Consider the following 24,480-nt stretch of genomic DNA (forward strand, 5'->3'; position numbering starts at 1 on the left):
AACTGTAGGAGCGAGGGGGACGCCTAGTGCTTGCTCGCGAAAAACGTCAACGATAACGCGTGCATCTGGATAAATGCGCTGTCTGTGAGTTCTTCGCGAGCAAGAACTAGGCGTCCCCCTCGCTCCTACATTATTGGTTTGGGCTATCATTGCGACCTTCCTCGTAAATGATTGACTGCCATGACTGCCCACACCCTCACCACCGCCCTTGCCACCAGCGACATGCTGATCATCGACGGGCTGCATGCCTTCGACTTCACGTTTGACCGGCACCTGTCGATCGAAAGCATGGACGGTCGGGAACTCAAGCGTTGGACCTTCAGTCCAGAACAACTGGATGCGGCGACCTTTGATGACAGCCTGCAAAGCTGGTTGCTGTGTAACGACGACGGTGAACACCGTCTGGTCTGCCTGAGCGCCATCCAGGGCGACAACAATAACGATGAGGACGAAGCAGATGATGCGTAAATTCTGGCCCCTGTTAATGGCCGGCAGTGTCGGCGCGATGTCGGTGCAGGCTGCACCGGCCGACACCTATGAATTGCTGGTCGGCAGCTATACCGCCGGCAGCAGCGAAGGGATCTACCGCCTGCAGTTCGACAGCCGCACCGGGCAATTCAGCGGCAAGCCGGTGCTGGCGGCCAAAACTGCCAACCCGTCCTGGCTGACGATTTCCAAAGACCAGAAGCAGCTGTTTGTGGTCAATGAAAACGGTCCGGGCCAGGACGATGTGGTCGGTCGCGTCAGCAGCTACCGCATCGATGCGCAGAACCATCAGCTCACCCTGATCAACCAGGTGCAGAGCCTGGGCAACGAGCCGACCCATTCCAGCGTGGCCGCCGATGGGCGTTATCTGTTCGTCGCCAACTATTCGGTACTCGAAGACCCGGGTGGCAGCCTGGCGATCTTGCCGGTGGACACCAGCGGCAAGCTGTCGGCACCGGTGCAGTTGAGCGGGCACCCGGCCAGCGGTGTGAACCGCGAACGCCAAGCCTCCAACCATGTGCATTCGGTGGTGTCGTCGCCGGACGGCAAGTACGTGTATGTGCAGGACCTGGGCGCGGACAAGGTGTTTGCCTACCGCTACGATCCCAAGGCCAACCACGAGCAGCCGCTGACCCCGGCCGAGCCGGCCGCCGTGCAACTGCCGCCTGGCAGCGGTCCGCGCCACTTGCTGTTCAGCGCCGACGGCAAGCATGCCTGGCTGACCACCGAGATGAGCGCTCAGGTGGCCGTGTTCGACTACAACGATGGCAAGCTTGAGCAAACCCAGTTGGTGGATTTCGCCGCCGGCCAGCCGGTGTCCGATAAAGCCGGCGCCGCGCTGCACGCCTCCAATGACGGCAAGTTTCTTTACGTCAGCAACCGTGGCACGGCCAATCAATTGGTGGTGTTCAGCATCGACCCGGCCACCGCGCACCTCAAGGAAATCCAGCGTCGCTCGGTCGAAGGCGACCATCCGCGCGAGTTCAGCCTGGACCCGAGCGGCAAGTTCCTGCTGATCGCCAACCAGAAAAGCAATGAAATCGTGGTGGTCGAGCGCGACCCCAAGACCGGCCTGCTGGGTAAAACCGTGCAGAAATTGCCGATCGATGCGCCCAGCGATCTCAAGTTCCTGGTGCGTCAATAAGCCACAGGCCCCGAAATTCGGGGCCTGACCTTAACTATTAATTTTATTGATGACGGCTACTGTTTCAAAGCATTTCTAAGGTTCAACCCTCGGGCGTAAGTTGGCTTCCAAGGCCTCCCGGCCATCCAACGAAACGCATACGAGGGTTACCGCCATGAACTTCAATCTGTTCTCGATCATCGCCGCTTCCGCTGTTTCCGCGACTGTTGCACTGCCGGCTGCTGCCAGCGTGGAAGTCGCCGGCAAAAAATCCGGCACCACCGCCTATACCCAGAAATACCTGCAGCAAAGCGCCAACTTCTATGCTGCGCTGGATCACAAGATCCAGGGCTAACACAGATCAACCTGTGGGAGGGGGCAAGCCCCCTCCCACAGGTTGATTGATGTTGGTTTCAGGGCTTTGCCATCACCGCGATAAACAGCGGTGACTCCAGAAAACGCTGCAACCAAACCTGCAACCTTGGATACGGCGCCCCCGCAAACCATGCACGATCCACATGGGCGAACTGCCGCACGAACGGCACCACCGCCGCATCCGCCAGACTCAGGTGCCCGGCGAGCAGATACTCACGGTCCGCCAGCAAGTCCTCCAGCTTCTGCAGGAACACCTCACCCTCGGCCCGATAATGTTCCATCGGCTGTTCCGGGTAGCGCTCGGCGTACTTGTATCGATTCAAGTGATGTTTGAACACCTGGTCATTCTCTGCAATCAGCGCCAACACCTGAGGATCGCCTTGCAGCAGCCAATCGTCGGGATCGTGCTGCGCCAGGGCCCATTGCATGATCTCCAGGCTTTCCTCGATCACCCGGCCGTCAACGCTCAACACCGGCACCGTGCCCTTGGGCGACAACGCCAGCATGGCGGCGGGTTTGGCCTTCAGGCTCACCTCGACGATCTCCACCGGTACGCCTGAATAGCGCAACGCCAACCGCGCGCGCATGGCATAGGGGCAGCGCCGGAACGAGTACAGCAGCGCCTCGCTCACTTGACCTCCAGGGTGCTCAAGCCGTTGCCCTGGCGCTTGACCTGGATCTGCACCGGGATGCGTTCGTGCATTTCCTGCACGTGGGAGATCACCGCCACCTTGCGCCCCTGGGCCTGCAAGCCGTCCAGGGCGTCCATGGCCAGTTGCAGGGATTCGGGGTCAAGGCTGCCGAAACCTTCGTCGATAAACAGCGACTCGATCTTCAAGGTACTGGAGGCCATCGAGGCCAGGCCCAGGGCGAGCGCCAGGGAGACGAGGAAGGTTTCACCGCCCGACAGCGAGTGCACCGAGCGCAGTTCGTCGCCCATCTCGGTGTCCATCACCAGCAGGCCCAGCATGCTGCCGCCGCGTTTAAGGCGGTAGCGGCGCACCAGTTGGCGCAGTTGCACATTGGCATGGTGCACCAGCAGGTCGAGGTTGTAGGCCTGGGCGATTTTGCGGAAGGTGTCGCCAGTGGCCGAGCCGATCAGCGCATTCAGGCGGGCCCAACGCTGCCATTCTTCATAGGCCTTGGCGATCTGTTCGGCCAACGCGTGATTGGCAGCCTGACGCCGCTGGTCTTCGGCCTGGCGGGCGCGCAGTTCGGCGCAGTGCTTCTCGCCCTCGGCCAATTGCTGGTTGAGCGCCGCGAGGCTGTTGTCCAGCTGTTCGGCGTCCAGGTTGCCGTTGTGCAAGGCCTGATGCTCGGTTAAGCGCTGTTCGCGCTCTTGCAGCAATACCCTGGCCTGTTCGACGGCTTTCTCGCGGGTGTGCAGCTGCTGGCGCAGGTCGGTGACCTGAGCCTCGTCGACCGCCAGCAGGCGCGCCAGGCCTTCGTCATCCAGCTCGGGGTGCGCGGCGCGCCACGCGTTGATGCGCGTATCCAGACTTTGCTGTTCTGCCTCCAGGGCCTGCTGGTGGTCCTGCCGTGCCTTGAGATCGGCGACCAGTTGCACCAGCGCCGTGTGTACCGCGTGCAATTCCTGGCTGGCGTCGGCTTCGCTTTGCCGCGCCTGGGCGACGGCCTGGTCCAGCTGCTGTTGCCACTGTTCGGCGCTCTCGTGTTCGCCGAGCAAGGCGCTGAGTCTGGCCTGGAGGTCCTGTTGCTCGGTGCAGAGCTCGGTGACCTGCAGAGTCAGGGCTTCCCATTGCTGCTGACGATGCTGCTGATGGGTCTGCTGCTTTTCAATGGCCTGCTGGCGCTCTTGCTGCTCGGCCAGTTCATCGCGTTGATGGCCCAGTTGTTCGAGACGCTGGCTGACCTGCTGGTCGAGCTGCAGGAAGGTCGCCGCCGGCTCACTGCGCAAGCCTTCCAGGGTCGCGGCGGGCAGCAGGCTGGCGAAGCCGGCGAGTTCGCCATCGAGGCGCTCGCGGTCGCTGGCCAGGGCGCGCTGCTGGTCGAGCAACACTTGCCGGGCCTGCTGGCTGGCGTCCTGGGCGGCTTGCAACTGCTGCTGCAAACGCCCGGCGTTTTGTTGCAGGTTGAGCAGGGCACCTTGGCGCTGTTCGTCCTGGGCGATGCTTTGCGTCAATTGCGCCAGCTGCTGGGCCAGCCAGTCCGTGCGCTTGGCGGCATCCTGATTCAACAGCGCCGCGTACAGTGGGTGCGCTTCAAGGCTTGGCGCCAACGCCTGTTGCTGCAATGCCAGCTGTTCCTGTTGCGCCAGGAATTCCTTTTGCTGGGCGATCAGCCCACCCACTTCGCCGCGCAGCTCGGTGAGCTTTTCCTTGAGGCGGTCGACGGCTTGCTGCGCCGTGGCCTCTTCGCTTTCATCGTGGCGCCCCAGGCTCTGCAACAGTGCTTCGGGCTGGTGATACGGATGCTCGTGGCTGCCGCAGACCGGGCAGGGCTGGTCATCCTGCAACTGTTCGCGCAGTTCCTCGACGCTGGCACTGCGGGCCAGGCGCTGGCGCTCCAGCAGTTGCTTGGTCACCGTGAGGGTTTGCTCGGCCACCGTCAGTTCGGCTTTGGTTTGCAGGCCGGTCTGGTTCAACTGTTCGCGTTGCCGCGCCGCGTCGGTGAGTTTTTGCGCCAGGGTGCCGGCCTGTGTGTCGAGCTGCTGCTGGCGGTCCCACAAACGGGCCAGGTCTTCGAAGGCGCGTTGTTGCTTGCGATTGTCCTGCAGGAGGCTGGCGAGCAATTGAATCTGTTCGGCCACCGCATGCGGTTCGGCGCCGGCCTCCTGGTACAGCAGGTCAAGGGCTTCGCGTTGCCGGGTGAACTGCTCGACGGCGGCGTTGGCGCGCTGTTCAAGTTGCGGCAGCTCGGCCTCGCCCTGCTTCAGGCGATTGCCGATCAACATCAGCTGTTGCAGGCGGTCGCGGTAGGCAGTCCAGGCGTCGCTCAGTGGCGCGAGGGTGGCGCTGCGCTCAAGTTCGGCGGCCAGGCTTTGCAGGCGCTCGGCGACCTGGGCCTGCGTGTCTTGCAGGCCTTTGAGCAAGACTTGGCCTTCGCGGCAGGCGCTTTCGTGCTGTTGCTTGTCCTCGGTGCGCTTGGCCAGCTCTTTGGTCAAGTGGGCAAGGGTGGTCTGTTCTTCGAAGGCCTGGCGCAGCAAGGGCGCGGCATGCGCCTGGTTCTGCTGGGCCTGGGCCAGGGCCGATTGAGCGGTGGCCTGCTGTTGTTGCGCCTGCTCCTGGCGGCTGTGCAGCGCGGTCTGTTGCTCGAGGTGCTGTTGAATTTGCGCGGCGAGCGGGGCCAGCAATGCGTCAATTTCAGCGCGGCGTACGAAGTGATGGCGCTGCGGCGCAAGCTGGTCCAGGCGCGTCAGGCCCTGGCGCTGTTGGCCTTGGCTGTCCCACAACTGTTGGGCGTGCTGCAACTGCTCGGCGGCGCTTTGCTGGCGCTCCTGCCATTCGCGCAGCTCCTTGAGCCAGGTGTGCTGCAACTCCAACTGCTTGAGTTGGGCCTGGTGGGTCTTGAGTTGCTGTTGTGCCTGGCTCAGCTGTTGATCCAGCTCGGCGCGGGCTTCGGCGGCCAGGGGGACCACGCCGCTGGCCTGGTCCTGCAGCTGTTTATACACGTCCCTGGCGTCCCTGGCCTTGTCGAACGCACGGCGGCCCAGTTGGGTGTAGAGCGCGGTGTCGGTGAGCTTTTCCAGCAGTTCGCTGCGCTCGTTGTCGTTGGCCTTGAGGAAGGCGCTGAACTCGCTTTGCGCCAGCAGCACCGCACGGGTGAACTGCTCGAAGTTCAGGCCCAGGGCCAGTTCCAGCTGGGTTTTGTATTCGGTTTTCTGGCTGGCCAGCAGTTGCTCGCTGTCCAGGTCGATCAGGCTCTGGCGGCTGTTCTGCAACTTGCCGCTGGCCTTGTCGCGTGCGCGATTGGCTTCCCAGCGCGCACGGTAGCGGCGGCCGCTGACGCCGACGAAATCCACCTCGGCATAGCCACCGCCGGTGCCTCGCCTGAGCAGAGTGCGCGGGTCGCCGATGGAAATGTCGCTGTCGGCATCCGGCATCTTGGCCTGGCCGGTATCGCCCAGGCGCGGCACCGCGCCAAACAGCGCCAGGCACAGCGCATCGAGCAGGGTGCTCTTGCCGGCGCCGGTCGGCCCGGTGATGGCGAACAGACCGGCACTGGCCAGCGGCTCGACGGTGAAGTCGATCTCGAACGGCCCGGCCAGGGACGCGAGGTTTTTCAGGCGGATGGCGAGGATCTTCATGGCTGCTCGCCCTCCTGTTGCACTTCCTGAAGCAGCACGGCGAAGTCCTTCAAGGTCTGTTCATCCACTTCGCTGCCGTAGCTGTCCTGCCAGGCACGGCTGAACAATTGCTGGGGGGTGAGTTGGTCGAGTTCGACCAGGCGCTCTTCATCAGCGTCTTCGCGCCGGCCAATGCCGGCGTATTCGGCGGCGATGCGCACCAGGCGCACGGCCTTGCCGTGCAGGGCGGTTTCGATCTGCTGGCGCAGGTCCGGCTGGGGTTCGTCCAGGCGGACCCGGACTTCGAACCACGGGTGGCGCTGGGTTTCGGCGAGCAGGTCGACGTCGGGCAGGTCGCCCAGTTGCTTGAGAATGTCTGCCAGCGGCGCGGCTTCCAGGCGTTGCAGGTTGACCGAGCGCGGAACCGGCAGCGGTTCGACGCTGACCAGTCTTTCGCCCTGGAACGTCACGTCGAGCACCTGGTGCTTGTAGCCGATTTCGGAAAAAGACAGCGGAATCGGCGAGCCGCTATAGCGAATGCGTTCTTCGCCATTCACTTTCTGCGGCTTGTGCAAATGGCCGAGCGCAACATAGCCGACACTTCTATCGAAGAGGTTGGCCGGCAGCGCCTCGGCATTGCCGATGATCAGGCTGCGCTCGGAGTCTTCCGACACCGAACCCCCGGCCATGTGCGCATGGCTGATGGCAATCAGCGCCTGGCCCTTTTTGCGTTTGGCGTTGGCGGCGGCGATCAGCCATTCATGCACCTGGCCGATACCCCGCAGGTAATCATCGCCCAACTGCGCGCCGGTGACTTCCGCCGGGCGCAGGAACGGCAGCGCCAGGCACCAGCCGACAATCTTGCCTTTGGCATCCGGCAAGGGGATCAACAGGCGTTCGGCATCCAACTGGCCATCATCGAGCCACAACACTCGGCCCAAGGCGTGGGTGCGCAGACGCCGCATCAGCGGTGCGGGCAATTCGATGCGCGAACCTGAGTCATGATTGCCGGCAATCATCACAATCGTCAGTGTCGGGTTTTGTTCGTGAGCGCCGATGATGAAGTCATACAGCCGCTCCTGAGCCTTGAGCGGCGGGTTGACCGTGTCGAAGATATCGCCGGCGATCAGCAGCGCATCCGGGCGATGGGTCTTTAACTGGCCCAGGAGCCACTCGAGGAAGCAGGCGTGTTCGAAGTCGCGTTCCTGGCCGTGCAGATTTTGCCCAAGGTGCCAGTCGGAGGTATGAAACAGACGCAAGGCGAACTCCGGGAAGAAGAGGAAAAGAAGGGGAGTTTACCTGTTATGCGAACACGCTGCCTTGAGCGACACAGGTCAATTCGGGAGGGGGCTTGCTCCCGCCACATTGGTCCCTAGAACTCCCCGGAATATTTCACCGCCGCAGCCCGCGACTTCACCTTCAAGCTGCGCAGCAACGACGACACATGAATGCGCACGGTAAACGGCGAGATAGCCAGCACCTTGGCGATTTCCTTGTTGGTCTTGCCCTGGGCAATCAGGCGCAGCACTTGCTGCTGGCGTGGGGTGAGAGTCTGGGTGTCCAGCGGCAGGAGGCCTGAGGGGGCGAACTTGACCAGTACGTCACCGGCGCGGATCGCCAGCAGCGCCTGGCCGATCTCGTCGGGAGCAATGTTCTTGCCGATAAAACCGTCGACGCCCAGGGCCATGACCTGTTCGATCAGCGCCGAATCATCCACCATCGATACAACGATCAACGTGGTGCGCCGCAGTTGCCGGCGCAGTGCGGCGAGCTGGCTGATGCAGGTCAGGCCGGGAAAACGCAGGTCGAGGATCAGGGTGTCTATATCGCGCGGGTCCAGCAGCAACCCATGCACCGCATCCAGGTCGCCGGCTTCCTGTACCTCTGCCTCGGGGAGCAGGCGTTGCACGGTGCGCGCCATGGCTTCGCGAAACATCGGATGGTCGTCGGCGATAATGATCCGGCCGGTCATGGTGAGCTCCTTGCTGGGCATGGCTGTGCGCAGGCATGCTGTTTTATTATCGAGCCCCGATGCCCGCTTCGCTCGTACAGAGGGTCAAGGCGATCACAACAAGGACGTAACCCATGGGTCTTGAGACCAACTCCGAACTTGATCAGGCTAACCTGCGCATCGTGGTGGCAACTATCGCCATTGTGTATATAGGCGTGCTGGGTTTTTTGCCCGGGCATTCGCTGAACACCTACTGGCCGGTGATCCTGTATATCTTCCTGTTTCTGCTGGCGTCCATTGTCTTGCGCCAGGTGATCGCGCGTTGGCCGGGGCATTATCCGGCACGGCGGATCCTCGGCATGCTCCACGACTACACCGGTACCTCGTTTGGCCTGGTAGTGGGCGGTGAGGCGGCGCTGCCGCTGTATGCGGTGATGGTGTGGGTCAACCTCGGCAACGGCATGCGCTACGGGTCGCGCTACCTGGCGATCGCCACGGGGCTCGCGTTGCTGGCGCTGTTGATCGTGTACCGGCTCACGCCGTGGTGGCAGGCACAGCCGTTCGTGGTGCTGATGCTGATGATCACCAGCACGGTGATCCCGATATACGCGCATATCCTGCTGGAGCGCACGCGCAAGGCCTCCGAGCAAGCCATCGCCGCCAACCTGGAAAAATCCCGTTTTCTCGCCCAGGCCAGCCATGACCTGCGCCAGCCGATCCACTCCATCGGCCTGTTCACCGCCTGCCTGCGCGAAGCCCGCCTGGGCGATGAAGAGCGGCGGCTGGTGGACAATATCGATCGCTCGCTGCTCAACGTGTCGCAGTTGTTTCGTTCCATTCTCGACCTCTACACCCTGGACAACGGGCGTCTGCTGCCCAAATACCAGGTGATCCACCTGGGCGATTTTCTCGCTGACCTGGTGCGCCAGAACGCCGAAGCCGCACGCTGGGCGGGCGTTGAGTTGCGCTTGCGACCTTGCGCTCACTGGGTGCTGGTGGATCCGGGCATGCTGGCGACCATGGTGCAAAACCTGCTCTCCAATTGCTTCAAGTACGGTGCGCAGCGGCCCGTGCTGATCGGGGTGCGTGTCCGCGATAACGGCCTGGTGATAGAGGTTCATGATCAGGGGCAGGGGATTGCATGGGAACATCTGGCAAAGGTCTTCGAAGAGTTTTATCGCGTGCGCCAACTGCGCGACAAGGACGTCGAAGGCGTTGGCCTGGGGCTGTCCATCGTCAAGCGCCTGGGGCAATTGATGGGACTGCAGGTGAGCCTGCGTTCGCGGGTGGGCCGTGGCACGTCGGTGGGTCTGCATGGCCTGGCCCTGGCCCCTGCGCCGGCTCAACCGGTATTGCGTCACGACGTACGCCAGCCCGGCCTGCTCACTGGTTTGAAAGTGTGCCTGGTGGAAGATGACCACAATGTGCTGCTTGCCACCCAGGCCCTGCTCGAACGCTGGGGCTGCGAGGTGCAGGCCGAGTCCACGGGGCAGGGCCTGGTCAGCGACTGCGACATCATCGTCGCCGACTATGACCTGGGCAACCACGCCACCGGCATCGAATGCATCGACCTCCTGCGCCGGCAGCGCGGCTGGGCGGTGCCGGCGCTGATCCTCACCGGGCACGACGTGGAGAAAATCCAGGCCGCGTTGCACGATCGTCAGATCGCCATTCTGTCCAAACCGGTACGCCCTGCCGAATTGCGCGGCAGGTTGCGTGATCTCAGCCAGGAAAAAGTTACTGTATGAACGGCGTCATCGCGTTGCCACGCGCGCCCTTGGGTTGGCACATGGCGTTGGGCTTTATGAGGCCAAAGCTTCCTATTGCCATCAGTCCTCCACCGACCCCACTTGAGATCAAACAGTTGTAGTCGCCGGACGCAGTGGTCGCGATGTAATAAGTGGTCATCGAATCGCTTCGCACATTGGAGATACGTTTCACGGGCTCACCCAGATTGGTCTCCGACAGCGTCTTGAGGCGGTCTTCGGTGGGCTTGATATTGCTGCAACCAGCCACGCTGATGATCAAGGCGCCGAGCAGGGCAAGGCGAGTAACGCAGGAGTAGAGTTTCATGGTGCTTCTTCCTTGGGGTTGTTCTGGTTTCTCCAGCGCGCAACGACCCCTCGCGCATCGATGCGCGGTGTTGGTTGAGCGCCGCAAGTGCCGGGGAATATAGCGCCGGGGGAGGGGCGGGTCGATTAGCACACATGGACTAATGGCACATTGAGGTCATGGAAGGAGCGTGTTTTGTTGCAGATAAAACGAGCTACGCCAGATGACGCCGACTGCGCGTTTGAAATTCGTCGTGAAGCCATTCTCGGCCACTGCATCGGTGCCTACACCGTAGAGCAAATGGCGCTCTGGACGCGTGGCAGCGCGAAGGATGGCTACGGCGTGCTGATGGAAAAACTCTTCTACCTGGGCTGTGTGAACGGTGAGCCAGTCGCCACCGGCATGCTCGATCTTGCCAATAATGAAGTCGGCGCCTTGTTTGTACGCGCCGCATTCACGGGGCGGGGGTATGGCAAGGCAATGCTCGATCATCTGGAGACAGTCGCGCGTCATATCGCAGTAGAAGAGGTGGTGCTGGATGCGACGCTCAATGCGGTGAGTTTCTACAAGGCGTGCGGATACGTCGGGGACGAACAGGCGGTGTATCGTTCGCCGTCTGGGTTGGCGCTGGCGTGTGTACCCATGGTGAAGCGCCTGCGGCCAATGAGTCAGCCTTGATCCGCGTGTGGGAGGGGCAAGCCCCTCCCACATTCGATGTTCATTGTGTCTTGAACGCTGCGCTTAGACGTTCGATTACCTGTGTCACTGACGGCCCCTGCACCTGCGGTGGTGTGGCACTTTCACCAAACTCGCGCCACACAAACAGCGTCAGCTCAGCCCCATCGGTCAGGTCTTGCGCGAGTGTCTGCGAGGCGAAACCCTGCAGCGTGCGATAGCGCTCATCCTGCCAGAACGCATCCTCTACCCAGTCATACACCGGGATGAAATGAAAGTGCAGCGGCAACCCCGGCATATGGCCGTAGCGGCTGATATACAGCCATTTTGGCTGAAGCCGGGCTTCCATCACCCGCTGGACCCTGGCAAGCAAGCCACCCAGTTCGGCCAGTGCGGCGTCGGGCATGTCGGCGAGCGAATCGGTCGGCGTCCTGGCGCCCAGCATCAGGTAGCCCGGCAACCTTGTTGTCAGATGATGGTTGAGCAACCAGTGTTCGGTCTGGTGCAAGCGGTAAGCGGGGTCTATTTGCATGAGCACGCGTCCAGGTTGGCGGGTGCGGCAGGATAGCAAGTATTCTCCACGCAGGAGCCGACCGGTATCTTGTGTATATCCCGGTCCAAATGTGGGAGGGGGCTTGCCCCCGATTGCGGCCTCAGGTCCGACCAGGATGCTTGATCAGACCGAGTACATATCCGTTTCTGCGGTAACGGCTGCTAATGGTTCCGCTTTTACAGCGGGTCACTTTTGGAAAAGAGCCCCAAAAGTAACCAAAAGGGCTCTTGCCCCACCACTCGGCACCTCGCCTAGGCTCGGTGTGCCCTCTCTCCGGCTTGAATCCGTGGGCCGCCGCAATGGGCCATCCATGGCCCAGTGCGGCTAACCCGGCGTCCTGCCGGGTTGCCCACGGATTCAAGCCTGCGTTCGGCCAGCGTGGTTTAACGGGGCGCCTGAGATCAAAAGCAGAGCAAGAGCAAGAGCGGCTCGCTTCGCATCGTGGTTACGTTTGGGCGCTACAGAGTTATGTAGATACCTATGCTCGTCGAGGGCAAGGCCCCTCCCACATTTCTGACCGGGCTCGACTTCAATGCATCTTGCTGTGGTCCATCTGGCTATGGTCCATCCCATCCAAACCACGGGCTGGCGCTTTCACTTCGATGGTTTGCTCTGCGCCCCTGGCATCTTTCACCGTCAGAGCCAGCGGCACCTGGTCGCCTTCCTTGATCTGGCCGGTCAGGCCCATGAGCATCACATGGTAGCCATTCGGGTCGAGCTTGACGGCTTTGCCTGCGGGCAGGGCCACCGAGTCCACCGGACCCATGCGCATCACGTCGTCCTTCATGCTCATTTCATGGATCTGCACGTCCTTGGCCACCGGCGAAGCCACGCGCAGCAATTGGCTGTCGCTGTCGGCGGTAATGGTCATGAACGCGCCGCTGGAAGGCTGGCCAGGCACGGTGGCGCGTACCCAGGCGTCGCTCACTTGTACCTGGGCACTGGCGTGGGCCGCGATACCGAGCAGGGCGAGGCCGAGGGTGAGACGCGTGAGGTGTTGAACGGCAGTCATTAGCAGACCTCCATGACGGTGAGCAGGTCTTCTGCGCACTCTTTAGCGGTAAGGGACGCCTGCAAGCCAAGGCGCAGGTTGCCACGGGTATCGAACACGAAACTGGTGGCGGTGTGAGACAGGGTGTAGGTGTCGCCGGCGGGGATCTTTTCATAAAAGATCCCGAACTCCTTGGCGGCCACGGCGATTTCTTCCGGGGTGCCGTAGAGGGCTTCGAAGCTGGGGTCGAAGGCCTTGACGTATTTGTCGAGAATTTCCGGCGTGTCGCGCTCGGGATCCAGGGTGATGAACACCACTTGCATGATTTCACCGTCGCGGCCCATCAGTTTCTTGGCCTGGGCGGCGCGTGCCAGGGTGGTCGGGCAGACCGCCGGGCACTGGGTGAAGCCGAAGAACACCACGGGCATCAGGCCACGGTACGAGCTCAGGGTGACGGTTTCGCCGTCGGTGTTCTTGAGCTTGAAGGTGCGCCCCATGATCTTGTCACTGAGGTCCTTGCCGTATTTGAAATCCAGCCTGGGGCTGTAGTCACAGCCGCCCAGCAGGCTGCCCAGGCCCAACAGGCCCATGCCGGTCAGCACTTTGCGGCGGGTGAATAACGTACTCATCAACTGTGCATCCTGTGAAACGCCTGAATGGCTCTGGGGTTGCCCACCCGGCTCGGAAAAGGAATAACGAGAAGGGTGCAGAGTCTAGCAACCCTGGGCATCGCGCGTAATCTGCGACGTTCTGCCACAGGGGCGTGCTGCGCTTCATCCTTTTGCGCCTTCGGTGGTAGAGTCGCGGCCATGAAATTGAGCTACCCCGACCGTGCGCTGATCGCCTGGACCTTGTACTTCTGCGTACTGGTGAACCTGTTCGTGTGCGGTTTGGGACACGGGCAGATGATGGGCCAACAGCTCAATGGCATCGGCGGTCAGTTCTGTTCGGTGGACGGCGGTCAGCCGTTGATTTCCGACAAAGGGTCGGCTGACCCGTCCTCCAGCAACATCTCGAACTACTTTGCCTGCCCGGTATGCGGCGCCGTCACCGTTGCCCTCGTATTTCTGATCGGCCTGGCCTGGCTGCTTGGCCTTACGCAAGCGCCGCGTGCTGCCCATGAGCGGCGCAATAAAGCCCCTCCGCGTTATTCCTGGCCCTGCGCCAACCCCCGCGCTTCCCCCGCCTTCTGACGTGTGCCTCGGGCCTCCCATAACGGGGGGCGTTCTATCGTCACGACTGTGAGTGCGCTCCATGAATCCTCGATTGCCTGCAGGCGCCGTCCGCCTGACCAGCAAGGCCGCCCGGCGCCCGCGCGCCGAACCCGCTGCGCCTGACTACCCGAGTAATGCCCGCTGTTTCGTGCATCTGGATGCACGATTGCTACCGCATTGGCATAGCTTGTTCGACGTGTGCCCGGCATTGCTCAAGCTTGATCCACCGGAGGGTTTGAATCTGTTCCGCAGTTTCATGACCTGGGCGTATCGCAACCAGCCGCCGCTGGATTGGACTTATCATTTGAATCTGTGCCGCTGGCTGTTGAGTTCACCTTACCGCGCTCAGGTCGACGCCGATTTTATTGACGCCTTCATGACTGCCGCCGCCGCGCGCTGGATTCTCACGGACGACAGCCAGGCGCTGGGGATCGTTCTGAGCTGGCGTGGTGGTAACTTGTTCAATTGGAAAGTCGACAAACCGAGCGCCGCAGAGCGGCAAGTATTACCTGTATCCACCTGGGACTTCGCCTGGTGCGCCTTGAGTGAGCGAGGCGCGTTCAGTGGGTGGTTGCCGGTGCCGTGAAACGTTGAGATGGATAACGCGACAGGGCCTGTAAACAGGCCCTGTCGCCGGGTAATCAAAGAAGTGACCGAGGTGATCTATAGGCCTTACGCGGCCATTGGCTTGCTCGTCATGGCTTTTTTATAAGCCGCTTTCATCGCTTCCATCTCTGCGCCCAGGTCGTCCAGCATCGCCTTGCCCAAGAGTTTCTTCGCCTGGGGGAACATCTCTGTTTCTTCTTCTTCGATGTGGTGCTCCAGCAGCTCCTTCACCACCTTCACTCGGCCAGAAAACTCGGTGGAGGCAGGGTCGGTATTCTTCAGGTCGGGCAGCACCAGTGAATCAACGGTGCGGTGCTCTTCCTTGGCCTCGTGGTACATGATGTCCTGTTCCTTGCCGCCGGCCTTTCTAAAGGCAGGGTAGAGAATTTCTTCTTCCAGTTTGGTGTGAAGGGTGATTTCCATCTCCAGCTTGGCCAGCAAGTCGGTGCGTTTTTTCACCCCGCGCTCGGTGGATTCGCTCAGCTGGGTCAGCAGGGTCTTGACGCGTTCATGGTCGGCTTTGAGAAGGTCGATGGCATTCATGTGGAACCTCACGGGTAGTCGTCGGGCGTGTCGAAACGCACGCCTCGTGAGTTAGCCTGTTGCATCAGGCGTACCAACTTTTTCGACTTAATATTTATCTTTAAAATCAAAAAGTTGTAGATTTATTGCCGGTTCGTTGTCGTGCAGCTTGCATGATCGGGCGCTGCCGGGATTGCACAACGCACAACCGTCGCTGCTGTTGGCGTGAGATGCCGAACAATCGGATGGAACCCTTGGCGCATTTGCTTGACCTAACCCTTAGACTTCAGGAGGTGAAGCATGCAAATCGAAACTATCTGGATCGTACTGGCGGTGATTCTGCTGCTGTTGGAATTGTGGGCAATCAATATCGTGTTGCGCAGCACCGGTGGCTGGGAGACCAAGGGGTTGTGGGTGGTGGTGCTGATCTTCGTACCCCTGCTGGGGTTGATCGCCTGGGCGATGTTCGGGCCCAAGCGCGGCGCAACAGCATAAACACTGAGCGTTCAGCCAGGAAAAAGGCGCCCCATGGGGCGCCTTTTTTATTGCTGTGCAATGATCAGCCCGCTACAGCCCTGGCGATGGCCTCATTGAACGCCGGCAAATCGTCCGGCGTGCGTGAGGTGATCAAGGTCCAGCCATTGGCGTTGCATTCCTGCACCTGGGCATCGACCACGCTGGCAGCACCGGCATTTTCCAGGTCGATACGCACGCTTTTATACGCGGTCAGGGTCTTGCCTTTGACCACGCCCGCGTCGATCAGCGTCCAGGGGCCGTGGCAGATCGCAGCAATGGGCTTGCCGGCTTGGGCGAACTCATTGATCAAGCGCAGCGCGGCGGTATCCTGGCGCAAGGTGTCGGCGTTTACGGTGCCACCGGGGATAACCAGCGCATCGAAGTCGCCGCCGACTACATCCGACAGTTGCACGTCGGACTCCACGGTCTGGTCCTTCTCCGTATCGCCTACGAAGGTCTGGGCGATGCCGCCTTTGCTGGAAGCGTGCGTCACGGTCGCGCCGTAGCCACGCAAGGCTTGCAGAGGCTTGAGCAGCTCGTCGCGCTCGATGCCGGTGTTGGAGGTAATGATCAGGATTTTCTTACCGTTGAGTTGCGCACTCATAAGCGGATATCTCCTGTATGGGTGAGTGGATTACTTGGCGTATTTGCTTTGCAGGGCCTTGGCCTTTTCCAGATGAGCCTCCAGTGTTGGCAGGGTTTTGGTGGCGAAAGCTTTCAGCTCGGCATTGTCGGAGGAAGAGGCTTCTTTCTTGAACAGTTCAACCGTCTTTTCATGGGCCGCCACTTGATTGTTGGCGTAGGCCTTGTCGAACGATTCATCGCGCATTTCCAGGATGGCTTTCTTTGCCTTGTCGGTCAGGGCGGCGTCATCCGGTACTTCGATATCGAGTTTTTTCGCCAGAGCCATCAGTTCCTGATTGGCCTTGGTATGGTCGGTAATCATATGTTGCGCGAAGGTTTTCACGTCCGCCGAGCCGCTTTTTTCCAGCGCCAGTTTGCCGGCTTCCACTTCGGTGATACCGCCCTGGGCGGCATTCTCCACAAAGTCGTTGGAAGTGGCGGCCATCGCGGTGGACATCGAGCCTGCAACCAGCGCAAAGGTCAGGCCCATTTGTTTCATCAGTCGAGTTGTCATGGTGTCTCTCCTTGGAAATGGCGTGATGCCGTTACGTGACTGTTGAACCGATGCCGGGGCAAAAGGTTTAAATTTTTTTTGCGCGCATTGTCCGAACGGCAGGCGTGGCAATTTCCTTGAACTAATCCAAATTCGCAGGGTTCTGCTGCATAGGGCCGCCGCTGTGGGTGGCCTGTCATTACCAGGAGATTGCACTGTGACTGATCACAAACCCGCCGATAAAACCCCCGACCCCATCAGCTCCGAAGATGCGCAAAAGGGCAATGCCGACGGCACTAAGGGGCAGACCCTGGAACGTCCGAATCCCAAGACCGAAACCGTCGACAAAGTCGTGACGCCGACCTCGATCAAGGAGCTTGAGCGCCAGACGAATGCCATCAACGAGAAGCTCAGCAAGGGACAGTGAGCATGGCCCGTTCCATCAGCGCGTCGGAACTGGGCATCGAGCTCAAGCCTGACGATGACAGCAGCCTGTTCAAGTGGTTTATCGCCAGTTTCCTGATGGGCAAACGCATTCAGGCGCCTATTGCTGCGCAAGCGTACAAGGTGATCGTTGAAGAGGAGGGGCGCGACACACCGCGTAAATTGCAGCATTGCACCTCGCGGGAGCTGGTCGCGATGTTGGGACGCGCGCATTACGTGCGTTACGACGAAACCACGGCACAGCGCCTGTTGGACCTGAGTGCCAAGCTCAATGCCGACTACAGCGGCAAAATCACGCGGATTCTTCAGGCCAGCGATGACCGCCAGGCGTTCGAAAAGCGTCTGGCCGAGTTCGATGGCGTCGGTCCCAAGACTGTCGAGATTTTCATGCGCGATGCCGCCACGGTGTTGTTTTGAGCGCACCGCTGTATGTGGGCTGCGCCGGCTGGAGCCTGCCCCGCGAACACTGGCCGGCCTTCGATGAGCAAGGCACCCATTTGCAGCGCTACGCCTCGCGTTTCAATGCGGTGGAAATCAACAGTTCGTTTTATCGGCCCCACTTGCCGAAAACCTATGAGCGCTGGCGGGAGTCGGTGCCTGTGGGGTTTCGTTTCTCAGTCAAGGTGCCCAAGCGGATCACCCACGAGTTGCGTTTGCAAGAATGTGAAACTGCTCTGGACGAATTTCTCGCGCAATGCCTGCAGCTTGACGACAAGCTCGGCTGCCTGTTGGTCCAGCTCCCCCCCTCCCTGAGTTATGAGCCGCTGATTGCCCGCGCTTTTTTCGAGGCGCTGCGTCAACGTTTTGCCGGTACCGTGGTGCTGGAACCGCGCCATGCCAGCTGGCTCGCGGCCGGGAGTTTGTTGCAGGCATTCGAGATCGGTTGGGTCACCGCCGACCCCGCCGTGATCGCACCAGGCGATGCCTGGCACGGCGTGCGTTATTGGCGCCTGCATGGCTCGCCGCGGATTTACCACAGTGCCTATGGGCACGAGCGCGTGCAGGCGTATGCGCAGGTGCTGGGCCAATCGATTGAAGAGGGCATTCCCACCTGGTGCATCTTCGATAACACCGCCAGCGGGCATGCGGTCGCCGATGCCCTGGACCTGCTGGAGCTCCAGTCATAAACGCAATGGTTGGTTGCCTGGGCGAACGCCGGTTACTCTCAGTGTTCAGTTCAGGGAGAGGTGACCCGATGTCGTTGATCACAACCATCGAAGACTTACGCAAGCTTGCGCAAAAACGTGTACCCCGCATGTTCTACGACTACGCCGATTCCGGTTCCTGGACTGAAAGCACCTACCGCGCCAATGAAAGCGACTTTGCGCGTATCAAGTTCCGTCAGCGCGTGGCGCGCAATATCGATGAACGTTCGATTCGCGCCAGTATGATTGGCCAGGACATGGCCATGCCGGTGGCCCTGGCACCGACCGGCCTGGCGGGCATGCAGCACGCCGATGGCGAGATCCTGACCGCCCGCGCCGCTGCGGCATTTGGCCTGCGCTATACCTTGTCGACCATGAGCATCTGTTCGCTGGAAGACATCGCCGAGCATGTCGGCCAGCCCTTCTGGTTCCAATTGTATGTGATGCGCGACCGTGGGTTTATCGAGCGCTTGATCGAGCGCGCCAAGGTGGCGGGGGTTGATGCGTTGGTGTTGACACTGGACTTGCAGATCCTGGGGCAGCGCCACAAGGATTTGATCAATGGCCTGTCGGCGCCGCCCAGGCTGACCCTGCCGAACATCCTCAACATGATGACCAGGCCGCGCTGGGTGATGGGCATGCTCGGCACCCGGCGCCGTGGTTTCGGCAATATCGTCGGGCATGTGACGGGCGTGGCCGACATGAGTTCGCTGTCGGCGTGGACCGCCCAGCAATTCGACCCGCGCCTGAGCTGGGACGATGTGGAGTGGATCAAGAAGTGCTGGGGCGGCAAGCTGATCATCAAGGGCATCCTCGATGTGGAGGACGCCCGCCTGGCGGTCAACACCGGCGCCGATGCGTTGGTGGTGAGCAACCATGGGGGGCGTCAGCTCGATGGCGCGCCGTCGAGCATCAGCCAGTTGCCGGCAATTGTAGAGGCGGTGGGCAATCGGATTGAAGTGTGGCTCGATGGGGGCATTCGCTCCGGCCAGGACGTGCTCAAGGCCGTGGCACTGGGCGCCAAGGGCACAATGATCGGCCGCCCGCATCTGTATGGCTTGGGGGCGATGGGCGAAGCGGGCGTGACCAGAGCGCTGGAGATCATTGCCCGTGAACTGGATGTGTCGATGGCGCTATGTGGCTATAACGATATACGCGATGTGAATCGCGAGATCCTGCTGCCTGGCACGTTTCCTGACGGGGTTTGACACGCAAAAAAAACCTGAAAAAGTAAAAAGAGTTGTCCACGAAAACCGTGGGTATCTCTGTGGATAACTTTGCAAGGCCCCGGCAGCATTGGCGATTTAACCTGCGATCAATATTTGATCAACTTTCAACGGCGTCCAGTATGGGCAGGGTTTGCGCTTGACAGGACTTGGCCAAACCAGTGCCGAAAAGCGCATTTATGAGTCATTCCCTCTACTTGTGGAGTGGGTGACCACCGGTGGTGGCATCGTCGTTTGCATCAGCTTGTGCAGTGCCAGGGCATAATTGCGTCCGGCCAGGCTCATGCTGTTGTTATGGCCGGCGCCCGGTACCAATAACAGTCGCTTGGGTTGCTGGGCGGCATCGAATAATTGCTGGCTGAAACGCGGTGGTACGTAGCGGTCATCAAGGCCATGCACCACCAGCAATGGCATATGGATATCAGCCATCTTGTCAATGGAATCGAATTTCTGCGACAGCAACCAGCGCACCGGCAATGAGGTATTGGCAACGGCCGTGGCTACATCCCCCAGGGAAGTAAAGGTGGATTCGATCACCAGGCCACGCACCGGCAGCGGTACCTGCCTGCTCAACTCCGCAGCGAGGTCGATGGCCACCGCGCCACCCAGGGAATGGCCGTAGATCAGGCGTTTGCCGGGGTCCGGTTGCAGGAGTTGAAAGCGCTCCCAGGCGATGCGCGCATCTTCATACACCGTGGTTTCCGAAGGCAGGTCGCCCTGGCTTTTGCCAAAGCCGCGATAGTCGATGGCCAGCACCGAATAGCCCAGGGCGTGCAACTGTTCGATGCGAAACAGCTGACCGGTGAGGTTCCAGCGTACGCCGTGCAAATACAGGATGGCCGGCGCATCTTTCTGTGCGGCCGGGTACCACCAGCCATGGATGTTCTGGCCGGACTTGAACGCGGCAGGCTTGATATCGAACTCCTGCACAGCGCCGGGCAGGCCGGTGTACCAGCCCGCAGTGCCCGGTTCGATGCGAAACACCAGTTCACGCTCCTTGTGTTGCAGCACGGCGCAGCCGACCGGCAGGCCGACGATCAACAGGGCCATGCACAGCAGCACAAACCGGCGAAGGCCCCGGCGGGGCATGGAGCGAGATGACATGATAGTTCCAGGACAAAGGCCAAGCACGGGTTGTACCAGATGGCTCGGGGAGGGGAGAAATTAATGCGACGGCCGTAACGCGCGATTGCTTGCAAAGTGTTGCAGCTATGCAAGCAGGGCGACCTGCTTGACGCTGCATGGCCCGCACGAGATGCTCCGCGTTTTGAGCAAAGGCCCGACCATGGACAACAGCCCCGTGCGCATCACCGCCGAAGAAACCCTTTCGGACAACTGGTACCTCTTGAAGAAATACAGCTTCGACCTGCGCCGTCGCGATGGCAGCTGGCAAGCCCAGACCCGTGAAGTGTATGACCGGGGCAACGGTGCGACCATTCTGCTGTACAACCGCGAGCAACGTACGGTGCTGCTGATCCGCCAGTTCCGCATGCCCACGTTCGTCAATGATTACCCCGGTTATCTGATCGAAGCGGCGGCGGGATTGCTCGACAACGCCAGCCCCGAAGAGCGCATTCGCCTGGAAGCCGAGGAAGAGACCGGCTACCGCGTGGGGCATGTCGAGAAAATCTACGCGGCGTTCATGAGCCCGGGATCGGTGACCGAGCGCATTCACTTTTTTATCGGCGAGTACCAGGCGGGCGACCGGGTTGGCGCCGGCGGCGGCCTGGCGGAAGAGGGCGAGGATATCGAAGTGCTGGAGCTGGGATTCGAGCAGGCGCTGGGGATGGTGGCCAGCGGAGAGATTGTGGATGGCAAGACCATCATGCTGTTGCAGCATCTGGAACTGCGCATGTTGAAAGAACGCTGGTAGCGGGATCGCGGCTGACGAGCAAAGCGCGGCGGCCTTAGAGCCGACCGGTATTTCGTGTCGATCCCGGTTCAAATGTGGGAGGGGGCTTGCCCCCGATGGCGGCCTCTGGGCTGGCCGGGATGTTGGGGCGGACCGAGTACATATCCGTTTCTGCGGTAACGGCTACTTAGGGTTCCGCTTTTACAGCGGCTCACTTTTGAAAAGCGCAAAAGTAAGCAAAACGCTCTTGCCCCACCACTCGGCACCTCGCCCAGGCTCGGTGTGCCCTCACTCCGGCTTGAATCCGTGGGCCGCCGCAATGGGCCATCCATGGCCCAGTGCGGCTAACCCGGCGTCCTGCCGGGTTGCCCACGGATTCAAGCCTGCGTTCGGCCAGCGTGGTTAACGGGGCGCCTAAGATCAAAAGCAAAAGCGCGGCGGCCTTGGAGCCGACCGGTATTTCGTGTTGATCCGGGTCCAAATGTGGGAGGGGCGGTGCGACGATTCGACTTGCCCCCGATGGCGGTGTGTCAGTCACGGATGCACTCACTGACTCGACCTCATCGGGGGCAAGCCCCCTCCCACACGTGCAGCGTGTTTACTCCTGGTTTTGAGGTCAGCCTCCCAACCCCGACTGACGGCTATTGTCAGAAATTTCCCACAGGAGTACAAATGTACTCCATGACGACCCTGACCCCCCGCCGTACCGCCATTCTGACTTTCATCCGCGACCGTATCGCGCAGCAAGGCCAGCCCCCCAGCCTCGCCGAGATCGCCGAGGCGTTCGGCTTTGCCTCGCGCAGTGTCGCGCGCAAGCATGTGGTGGCCCTGACCGAAGCCGGCTTTATCGAGGTCAACCCCAACCAGGCTCGCGGTATTCGTTTGCTTAACCAACCGCCGCGTCCCGAATGGCTGGACATCCCGGTGCTCGGTCGTGTCGCCGCAGGCCTGCCCATCGGCGCGGATGCCGAAGTGCACAATCGCCTGCAACTGGACCCGGCCACCTTCGCCAGAATCCCCGACTACCTGCTGCGCGTGCAGGGCGATTCGATGATCGAAGATGGCATTCTCGATGGCGACCTGGTGGGCGTGCGGCGCAGTGCCGAGGCCTTGAACGGGCAGATTGTGGTGGCGCGCCTGGACGGTGAGGTCACCATCAAGCGTTTCGAGCGCACTGGCAACAAAGTGCGCCTGCTGCCGCGCAACCCGGCGTATCAGCCTATCGTGGTCGGGGCCGATCAGGACCTGGCCATCGAAGGGGTGTTCTGCGGCCTGGTGAGGCAAGGCTGATGGGCGCCGTAGTTGCCCTGGACTCGCTGTTCAATGGCGGGCGAGTCTGGAAGGGCCGGCCCGCCGCGCCACCGGCCAGTGTGCATCCCACGGGGCTGGCGGCGCTGGACGCGGTGCTGCCCAGCGGCGGCTGGCCGGAGGCGGCCTTGAGTGAAATCCTGATGGCCCGGGACGGCGTGGGCGAACTGCAACTGGTGCTGCCGACCCTGGCGCGCTTGTCGGCGCTGGGCGAGCGCATTGTGCTGGTGGCGCCGCCCTACACGCCGTACCCCCACGCCTGGCAGAACGCCGGGGTGGATGTGCGCCAGCTCGCGGTGATCCAGGCCCAGGAACGCGACGCGCTGTGGGCGGCGGAGCAATGCCTGCGTTCGGGCAGTTGCGGCGCGGTGCTGTGCTGGCCGCACAAGGCCGATGACCGTGCCTTGCGCCGTTTGCAGGTGGCGGCGGAAACCGGGCAGACCCTGGCATTTGCCTGGCGCTCCTTGAGTGAGGCGATCAACCCATCACCGGCTGCCTTGCGCCTGGCGGTCGAAGCAAGGCCGGCCCAAGTGCGCGTGCTCAAATGCCGGGGCGGCCTGGCCCACCCGGCGCCGATTGCCCTGGCGGGGCATTGAGGTTGCCATGCGCTGGGTCTGTATCGTCTTCCCGCAATTGGCGCTGGACGCAGTGCTGCGTGCCCATCCCGAGCCCGATCAGCCGCTGGCACTGCTGGCCGGTACGCCGCAGCGGCGCGTGCTGCAAACCGTCAATGCCGCCGCCCGCGACCTGGGGTTGCGTCCCGGCCAGTCACTGACGGCCGCGCATGCGCTGACCAAGACCTTCGCCTGCGCTGAATACGACCCGCTGGACATCGAGCGCTGGCAGCAATTTCTGGCCGCCTGGGCCTACCGCTTCAGCTCCCAGGTCAGCGTGTATTATCCGCGCGCCTTGCTGTTCGAAATCGAGTCGAGCCTGGGCCTGTTCGGGCCCTGGCCGCAGTTCGAAGCGCGCCTGCGAAAGGAATTGACCGAGCTGGGCTTTCGTCACCGCATCGTCGCCGCGCCCAACCCGGCGGCGGCGCGGGTGTTGGCCAATCGTTACGATGGTTTGGCGGTGGCCGACGACCTTGCCTTGATGCAGGCCCTGGCGCCACTGCCGGTCGACCGCGCCGGGATTGACCCGCAGGCCGCCACCGCCTTGTCGCGCATGGGCCTGCGCACCCTGGCTCAGGTGCAGGCGCTGCCCCGGCATACCCTGGCGCGGCGCTTCGATGCCAGCCTGCTCAAGCACCTCGACGCCCTGACCGGGCACAGGCCATTGGCCCTGGATTTCTATCAGCCGCCGGACCGGTTCGATGTGCGCATCGAGTTGAATTTCGATGTGCAATCCCACCAGGCGTTGCTGTTTCCCTTGCGCCGCCTGACCGCTGACTTGTCCGCCTTCCTGTGTGGACGCGACAGCGGCGTGCAGCGTTTCGACCTGCACCTGGAGCATGCCCAGGCACCGGACTCTGTGATCAAGGTCGGCCTGCTGAGTGCCGAACGCGAGCCTTCAATGCTGTTCGAACTGGCCCGGGGGCGCCTGGAGCAGGTGCAAGTCACGGCACCGGTGCGCGGGTTTCGTCTGGTGGCCCAGGACTTGCCGGTGTTCGTGCCGCAGCGCCAGGACCTGTTCGACGACCGCCCGCAACAGACCCTGCCCTGGGAGCAATTGCGCGAACGCCTGCGCGCGCGCCTGGGCGATGAAGCGGTGCAGGGCCTGCGTTTTCACGCCGACCATCGCCCTGAATGCGCCTGGCAAACCGCCGCTGACCGTCACCCATGCCCGACCTTGAACAAGGTGCGGCGCCCTGGCTGGTTATTGAACCAACCGACCTTGCTGGCCGAGCAGGGCGTACAGATCCTGATGGGACCGGAACGCATCGAATCCGGTTGGTGGGATGGCGCCGATATCCGCCGCGACTATTACCTCATCCAGACCCGCACCGGCCAGCAAGGCTGGGCCTACCGCACGGTGGGGCAACAGGATGGGTTATGGCTGCAAGGCTGGTTCGCATGAACACCAACAGGCCACCACCCCCTGTAGGAGCGAGCTTGCTCGCGAAGAGAGTTAACGAT

The 24,480-nt window shown here is 61.6% G+C and carries 28 protein-coding genes; 16 read left to right on the forward strand and 12 right to left on the reverse strand.

Annotation, left to right across the window (positions count from 1 at the left end):
* Positions 1–180 precede the first annotated feature (180 nt).
* The 3 genes from MRY17_RS11010 (at position 181) to MRY17_RS11020 (ending at position 1,964) form a co-directional block, all read left to right on the forward strand.
* Positions 181–468: a DUF5629 family protein gene (locus tag MRY17_RS11010; RefSeq protein WP_181283202.1), complete on the forward strand. Its 288-nt coding sequence runs from the start codon at positions 181–183 to the stop codon at positions 466–468.
* Positions 458–1,630 (forward strand): lactonase family protein, encoded by a 1,173-nt coding sequence (locus tag MRY17_RS11015; RefSeq protein WP_243353758.1) that lies wholly within the window; start codon positions 458–460, stop codon positions 1,628–1,630. The genes MRY17_RS11010 and MRY17_RS11015 overlap by 11 nt, the downstream gene beginning before the upstream one ends.
* 154 nt (positions 1,631–1,784) lie before the next feature.
* A complete protein-coding gene (locus tag MRY17_RS11020) occupies positions 1,785–1,964 on the forward strand; it encodes a hypothetical protein (protein ID WP_243353759.1) in 180 nt (59 codons plus the stop codon).
* A gap of 58 nt (positions 1,965–2,022) precedes the next feature.
* Here the strand turns inward: MRY17_RS11020 and MRY17_RS11025 are convergent, their stop codons facing one another.
* The 4 genes from MRY17_RS11025 to MRY17_RS11040 form a co-directional block, all read right to left on the reverse strand.
* Complete coding sequence (locus tag MRY17_RS11025; RefSeq protein WP_243353760.1) at positions 2,023–2,616, reverse strand: glutathione S-transferase; 594 nt, start codon at positions 2,614–2,616, stop codon at positions 2,023–2,025.
* A complete protein-coding gene (locus MRY17_RS11030) occupies positions 2,613–6,251 on the reverse strand; it encodes an AAA family ATPase (RefSeq protein ID WP_243353761.1) in 3,639 nt (1,212 codons plus the stop codon). Before MRY17_RS11030 ends, MRY17_RS11025 begins: the two co-directional genes overlap by 4 nt.
* Entirely contained in the window at positions 6,248–7,489 is a 1,242-nt protein-coding gene (locus tag MRY17_RS11035; RefSeq protein WP_243353762.1) for an exonuclease SbcCD subunit D C-terminal domain-containing protein, read from the reverse strand. The genes MRY17_RS11030 and MRY17_RS11035 overlap by 4 nt, the downstream gene beginning before the upstream one ends.
* A 113-nt stretch (positions 7,490–7,602) precedes the next feature.
* Positions 7,603–8,202, reverse strand: a complete 600-nt coding sequence (locus tag MRY17_RS11040) for a LuxR C-terminal-related transcriptional regulator (protein WP_181283208.1) — start codon at positions 8,200–8,202, stop codon at positions 7,603–7,605.
* A gap of 113 nt (positions 8,203–8,315) precedes the next feature.
* Between MRY17_RS11040 and MRY17_RS11045 the strand changes: the two genes are divergently transcribed.
* Positions 8,316–9,929 (forward strand): ATP-binding response regulator, encoded by a 1,614-nt coding sequence (locus tag MRY17_RS11045; RefSeq protein WP_181283209.1) that lies wholly within the window; start codon positions 8,316–8,318, stop codon positions 9,927–9,929.
* Here the strand turns inward: MRY17_RS11045 and MRY17_RS11050 are convergent.
* A complete protein-coding gene (locus MRY17_RS11050) occupies positions 9,919–10,254 on the reverse strand; it encodes a hypothetical protein (RefSeq protein WP_181283210.1) in 336 nt (111 codons plus the stop codon). The genes MRY17_RS11045 and MRY17_RS11050 overlap by 11 nt on opposite strands.
* Positions 10,255–10,428: 174 nt before the next feature.
* Here MRY17_RS11050 and MRY17_RS11055 point away from each other — a divergent pair, with 174 nt between their 5' ends.
* On the forward strand, positions 10,429–10,911 hold the full coding sequence (locus MRY17_RS11055) for a GNAT family N-acetyltransferase (protein ID WP_243353763.1): 483 nt from the start codon (positions 10,429–10,431) through the stop codon (positions 10,909–10,911).
* A gap of 40 nt (positions 10,912–10,951) precedes the next feature.
* Here the strand turns inward: MRY17_RS11055 and MRY17_RS11060 are convergent, their stop codons facing one another.
* The 3 genes from MRY17_RS11060 to MRY17_RS11070 form a co-directional block, all read right to left on the reverse strand.
* Positions 10,952–11,440, reverse strand: coding sequence for an HIT family protein (locus MRY17_RS11060; protein ID WP_243353764.1), 489 nt, complete (start codon positions 11,438–11,440; stop codon positions 10,952–10,954).
* 550 nt (positions 11,441–11,990) lie between these two features.
* Positions 11,991–12,473 (reverse strand): copper chaperone PCu(A)C, encoded by a 483-nt coding sequence (locus tag MRY17_RS11065; protein ID WP_181285806.1) that lies wholly within the window; start codon positions 12,471–12,473, stop codon positions 11,991–11,993.
* Positions 12,473–13,081: an SCO family protein gene (locus MRY17_RS11070; RefSeq protein WP_065884732.1), complete on the reverse strand. Its 609-nt coding sequence runs from the start codon at positions 13,079–13,081 to the stop codon at positions 12,473–12,475. The genes MRY17_RS11065 and MRY17_RS11070 overlap by 1 nt, the downstream gene beginning before the upstream one ends.
* Positions 13,082–13,261: 180 nt before the next feature.
* On the opposite strand from MRY17_RS11070, the gene MRY17_RS11075 reads away from it, so the two are divergent.
* Both MRY17_RS11075 and MRY17_RS11080 read left to right on the forward strand, forming a co-directional pair.
* Positions 13,262–13,645 (forward strand): DUF2946 domain-containing protein, encoded by a 384-nt coding sequence (locus tag MRY17_RS11075; protein WP_191953329.1) that lies wholly within the window; start codon positions 13,262–13,264, stop codon positions 13,643–13,645.
* Positions 13,646–13,706: 61 nt separating this feature from the next.
* Positions 13,707–14,252, forward strand: a complete 546-nt coding sequence (locus MRY17_RS11080) for a putative natural product biosynthesis protein (RefSeq protein WP_243353765.1) — start codon at positions 13,707–13,709, stop codon at positions 14,250–14,252.
* Positions 14,253–14,338: 86 nt separating this feature from the next.
* On the opposite strand, the gene MRY17_RS11085 is transcribed toward MRY17_RS11080, so the two are convergent.
* On the reverse strand, positions 14,339–14,815 hold the full coding sequence (locus MRY17_RS11085; RefSeq protein ID WP_181285809.1) for a hemerythrin domain-containing protein: 477 nt from the start codon (positions 14,813–14,815) through the stop codon (positions 14,339–14,341).
* Between the two features lie 279 nt (positions 14,816–15,094).
* Between MRY17_RS11085 and MRY17_RS11090 the strand changes: the two genes are divergently transcribed.
* Positions 15,095–15,289 (forward strand): hypothetical protein, encoded by a 195-nt coding sequence (locus MRY17_RS11090; RefSeq protein WP_181285810.1) that lies wholly within the window; start codon positions 15,095–15,097, stop codon positions 15,287–15,289.
* Between the two features lie 64 nt (positions 15,290–15,353).
* On the opposite strand, the gene MRY17_RS11095 is transcribed toward MRY17_RS11090, so the two are convergent.
* Positions 15,354–15,914, reverse strand: a complete 561-nt coding sequence (locus MRY17_RS11095) for a type 1 glutamine amidotransferase domain-containing protein (RefSeq protein ID WP_191955673.1) — start codon at positions 15,912–15,914, stop codon at positions 15,354–15,356.
* A gap of 30 nt (positions 15,915–15,944) precedes the next feature.
* Positions 15,945–16,448, reverse strand: coding sequence for a DUF4142 domain-containing protein (locus tag MRY17_RS11100; protein ID WP_181285812.1), 504 nt, complete (start codon positions 16,446–16,448; stop codon positions 15,945–15,947).
* A 196-nt stretch (positions 16,449–16,644) separates the two neighbouring features.
* Here MRY17_RS11100 and MRY17_RS11105 point away from each other — a divergent pair, with 196 nt between their 5' ends.
* From MRY17_RS11105 to MRY17_RS11120, 4 genes are all read left to right on the forward strand, one after another.
* Complete coding sequence (locus tag MRY17_RS11105; RefSeq protein ID WP_181285813.1) at positions 16,645–16,854, forward strand: hypothetical protein; 210 nt, start codon at positions 16,645–16,647, stop codon at positions 16,852–16,854.
* A gap of 2 nt (positions 16,855–16,856) precedes the next feature.
* The gene (locus tag MRY17_RS11110; protein ID WP_191953326.1) at positions 16,857–17,288 is read left to right on the forward strand and encodes a DNA methylase; all 432 of its coding nucleotides are present in this window, start codon (positions 16,857–16,859) and stop codon (positions 17,286–17,288) included.
* Positions 17,285–17,998 (forward strand): DUF72 domain-containing protein, encoded by a 714-nt coding sequence (locus MRY17_RS11115; RefSeq protein WP_243353766.1) that lies wholly within the window; start codon positions 17,285–17,287, stop codon positions 17,996–17,998. The genes MRY17_RS11110 and MRY17_RS11115 overlap by 4 nt, the downstream gene beginning before the upstream one ends.
* Before the next feature lie 68 nt (positions 17,999–18,066).
* On the forward strand, positions 18,067–19,224 hold the full coding sequence (locus MRY17_RS11120) for an alpha-hydroxy acid oxidase (RefSeq protein WP_181285816.1): 1,158 nt from the start codon (positions 18,067–18,069) through the stop codon (positions 19,222–19,224).
* A 195-nt stretch (positions 19,225–19,419) separates the two neighbouring features.
* On the opposite strand, the gene MRY17_RS11125 is transcribed toward MRY17_RS11120, so the two are convergent.
* Positions 19,420–20,346 carry an alpha/beta hydrolase gene (locus tag MRY17_RS11125; protein ID WP_191953324.1) on the reverse strand — a complete coding sequence of 309 codons (927 nt, stop codon included), beginning with the start codon at positions 20,344–20,346 and terminating at the stop codon, positions 19,420–19,422.
* 181 nt (positions 20,347–20,527) lie between these two features.
* On the opposite strand from MRY17_RS11125, the gene MRY17_RS11130 reads away from it, so the two are divergent.
* The 4 genes from MRY17_RS11130 to MRY17_RS11145 all read left to right on the forward strand — a co-directional run bounded on the left by MRY17_RS11130 (position 20,528) and on the right by MRY17_RS11145 (position 24,421).
* Positions 20,528–21,115, forward strand: a complete 588-nt coding sequence (locus MRY17_RS11130; RefSeq protein ID WP_057725287.1) for an NUDIX domain-containing protein — start codon at positions 20,528–20,530, stop codon at positions 21,113–21,115.
* 651 nt (positions 21,116–21,766) lie between these two features.
* A complete protein-coding gene (lexA, locus tag MRY17_RS11135) occupies positions 21,767–22,384 on the forward strand; it encodes a transcriptional repressor LexA (RefSeq protein WP_191953323.1) in 618 nt (205 codons plus the stop codon).
* A complete protein-coding gene (gene imuA, locus MRY17_RS11140; protein WP_124432467.1) occupies positions 22,384–22,998 on the forward strand; it encodes a translesion DNA synthesis-associated protein ImuA in 615 nt (204 codons plus the stop codon). Before lexA ends, imuA begins: the two co-directional genes overlap by 1 nt.
* A 7-nt stretch (positions 22,999–23,005) precedes the next feature.
* On the forward strand, positions 23,006–24,421 hold the full coding sequence (locus MRY17_RS11145; RefSeq protein ID WP_181285803.1) for a Y-family DNA polymerase: 1,416 nt from the start codon (positions 23,006–23,008) through the stop codon (positions 24,419–24,421).
* Positions 24,422–24,480: the final 59 nt, after the last annotated feature.

This window comes from Pseudomonas orientalis (assembly GCF_022807995.1).
Lineage (GTDB): Bacteria > Pseudomonadota > Gammaproteobacteria > Pseudomonadales > Pseudomonadaceae > Aquipseudomonas > Aquipseudomonas orientalis_B.

Bases quoted from the DNA above. Each gene is read 5' to 3' on its own strand.
- MRY17_RS11010 (WP_181283202.1), top strand. From the start codon at position 181: ATGACTGCCCACACCCTCACCACCGCCCTTGCCACCAGCGACATGCTG.
- MRY17_RS11015 (WP_243353758.1), top strand. From the start codon at position 458: ATGATGCGTAAATTCTGGCCCCTGTTAATGGCCGGCAGTGTCGGCGCG.
- MRY17_RS11020 (WP_243353759.1), top strand. From the start codon at position 1,785: ATGAACTTCAATCTGTTCTCGATCATCGCCGCTTCCGCTGTTTCCGCG.
- MRY17_RS11030 (WP_243353761.1), bottom strand. From the start codon at position 6,251: ATGAAGATCCTCGCCATCCGCCTGAAAAACCTCGCGTCCCTGGCCGGG.
- MRY17_RS11040 (WP_181283208.1), bottom strand. From the start codon at position 8,202: ATGACCGGCCGGATCATTATCGCCGACGACCATCCGATGTTTCGCGAA.
- MRY17_RS11045 (WP_181283209.1), top strand. From the start codon at position 8,316: ATGGGTCTTGAGACCAACTCCGAACTTGATCAGGCTAACCTGCGCATC.
- MRY17_RS11050 (WP_181283210.1), bottom strand. From the start codon at position 10,254: ATGAAACTCTACTCCTGCGTTACTCGCCTTGCCCTGCTCGGCGCCTTG.
- MRY17_RS11060 (WP_243353764.1), bottom strand. From the start codon at position 11,440: ATGCAAATAGACCCCGCTTACCGCTTGCACCAGACCGAACACTGGTTG.
- MRY17_RS11065 (WP_181285806.1), bottom strand. From the start codon at position 12,473: ATGACTGCCGTTCAACACCTCACGCGTCTCACCCTCGGCCTCGCCCTG.
- MRY17_RS11070 (WP_065884732.1), bottom strand. From the start codon at position 13,081: ATGAGTACGTTATTCACCCGCCGCAAAGTGCTGACCGGCATGGGCCTG.
- MRY17_RS11075 (WP_191953329.1), top strand. From the start codon at position 13,262: ATGAAATTGAGCTACCCCGACCGTGCGCTGATCGCCTGGACCTTGTAC.
- MRY17_RS11080 (WP_243353765.1), top strand. From the start codon at position 13,707: ATGAATCCTCGATTGCCTGCAGGCGCCGTCCGCCTGACCAGCAAGGCC.
- MRY17_RS11085 (WP_181285809.1), bottom strand. From the start codon at position 14,815: ATGAATGCCATCGACCTTCTCAAAGCCGACCATGAACGCGTCAAGACC.
- MRY17_RS11090 (WP_181285810.1), top strand. From the start codon at position 15,095: ATGCAAATCGAAACTATCTGGATCGTACTGGCGGTGATTCTGCTGCTG.
- MRY17_RS11095 (WP_191955673.1), bottom strand. From the start codon at position 15,914: ATGAGTGCGCAACTCAACGGTAAGAAAATCCTGATCATTACCTCCAAC.
- MRY17_RS11100 (WP_181285812.1), bottom strand. From the start codon at position 16,448: ATGACAACTCGACTGATGAAACAAATGGGCCTGACCTTTGCGCTGGTT.
- MRY17_RS11110 (WP_191953326.1), top strand. From the start codon at position 16,857: ATGGCCCGTTCCATCAGCGCGTCGGAACTGGGCATCGAGCTCAAGCCT.
- MRY17_RS11120 (WP_181285816.1), top strand. From the start codon at position 18,067: ATGTCGTTGATCACAACCATCGAAGACTTACGCAAGCTTGCGCAAAAA.
- MRY17_RS11125 (WP_191953324.1), bottom strand. From the start codon at position 20,346: ATGTCATCTCGCTCCATGCCCCGCCGGGGCCTTCGCCGGTTTGTGCTG.
- MRY17_RS11130 (WP_057725287.1), top strand. From the start codon at position 20,528: ATGGACAACAGCCCCGTGCGCATCACCGCCGAAGAAACCCTTTCGGAC.
- lexA (WP_191953323.1), top strand. From the start codon at position 21,767: ATGTACTCCATGACGACCCTGACCCCCCGCCGTACCGCCATTCTGACT.
- imuA (WP_124432467.1), top strand. From the start codon at position 22,384: ATGGGCGCCGTAGTTGCCCTGGACTCGCTGTTCAATGGCGGGCGAGTC.
- MRY17_RS11145 (WP_181285803.1), top strand. From the start codon at position 23,006: ATGCGCTGGGTCTGTATCGTCTTCCCGCAATTGGCGCTGGACGCAGTG.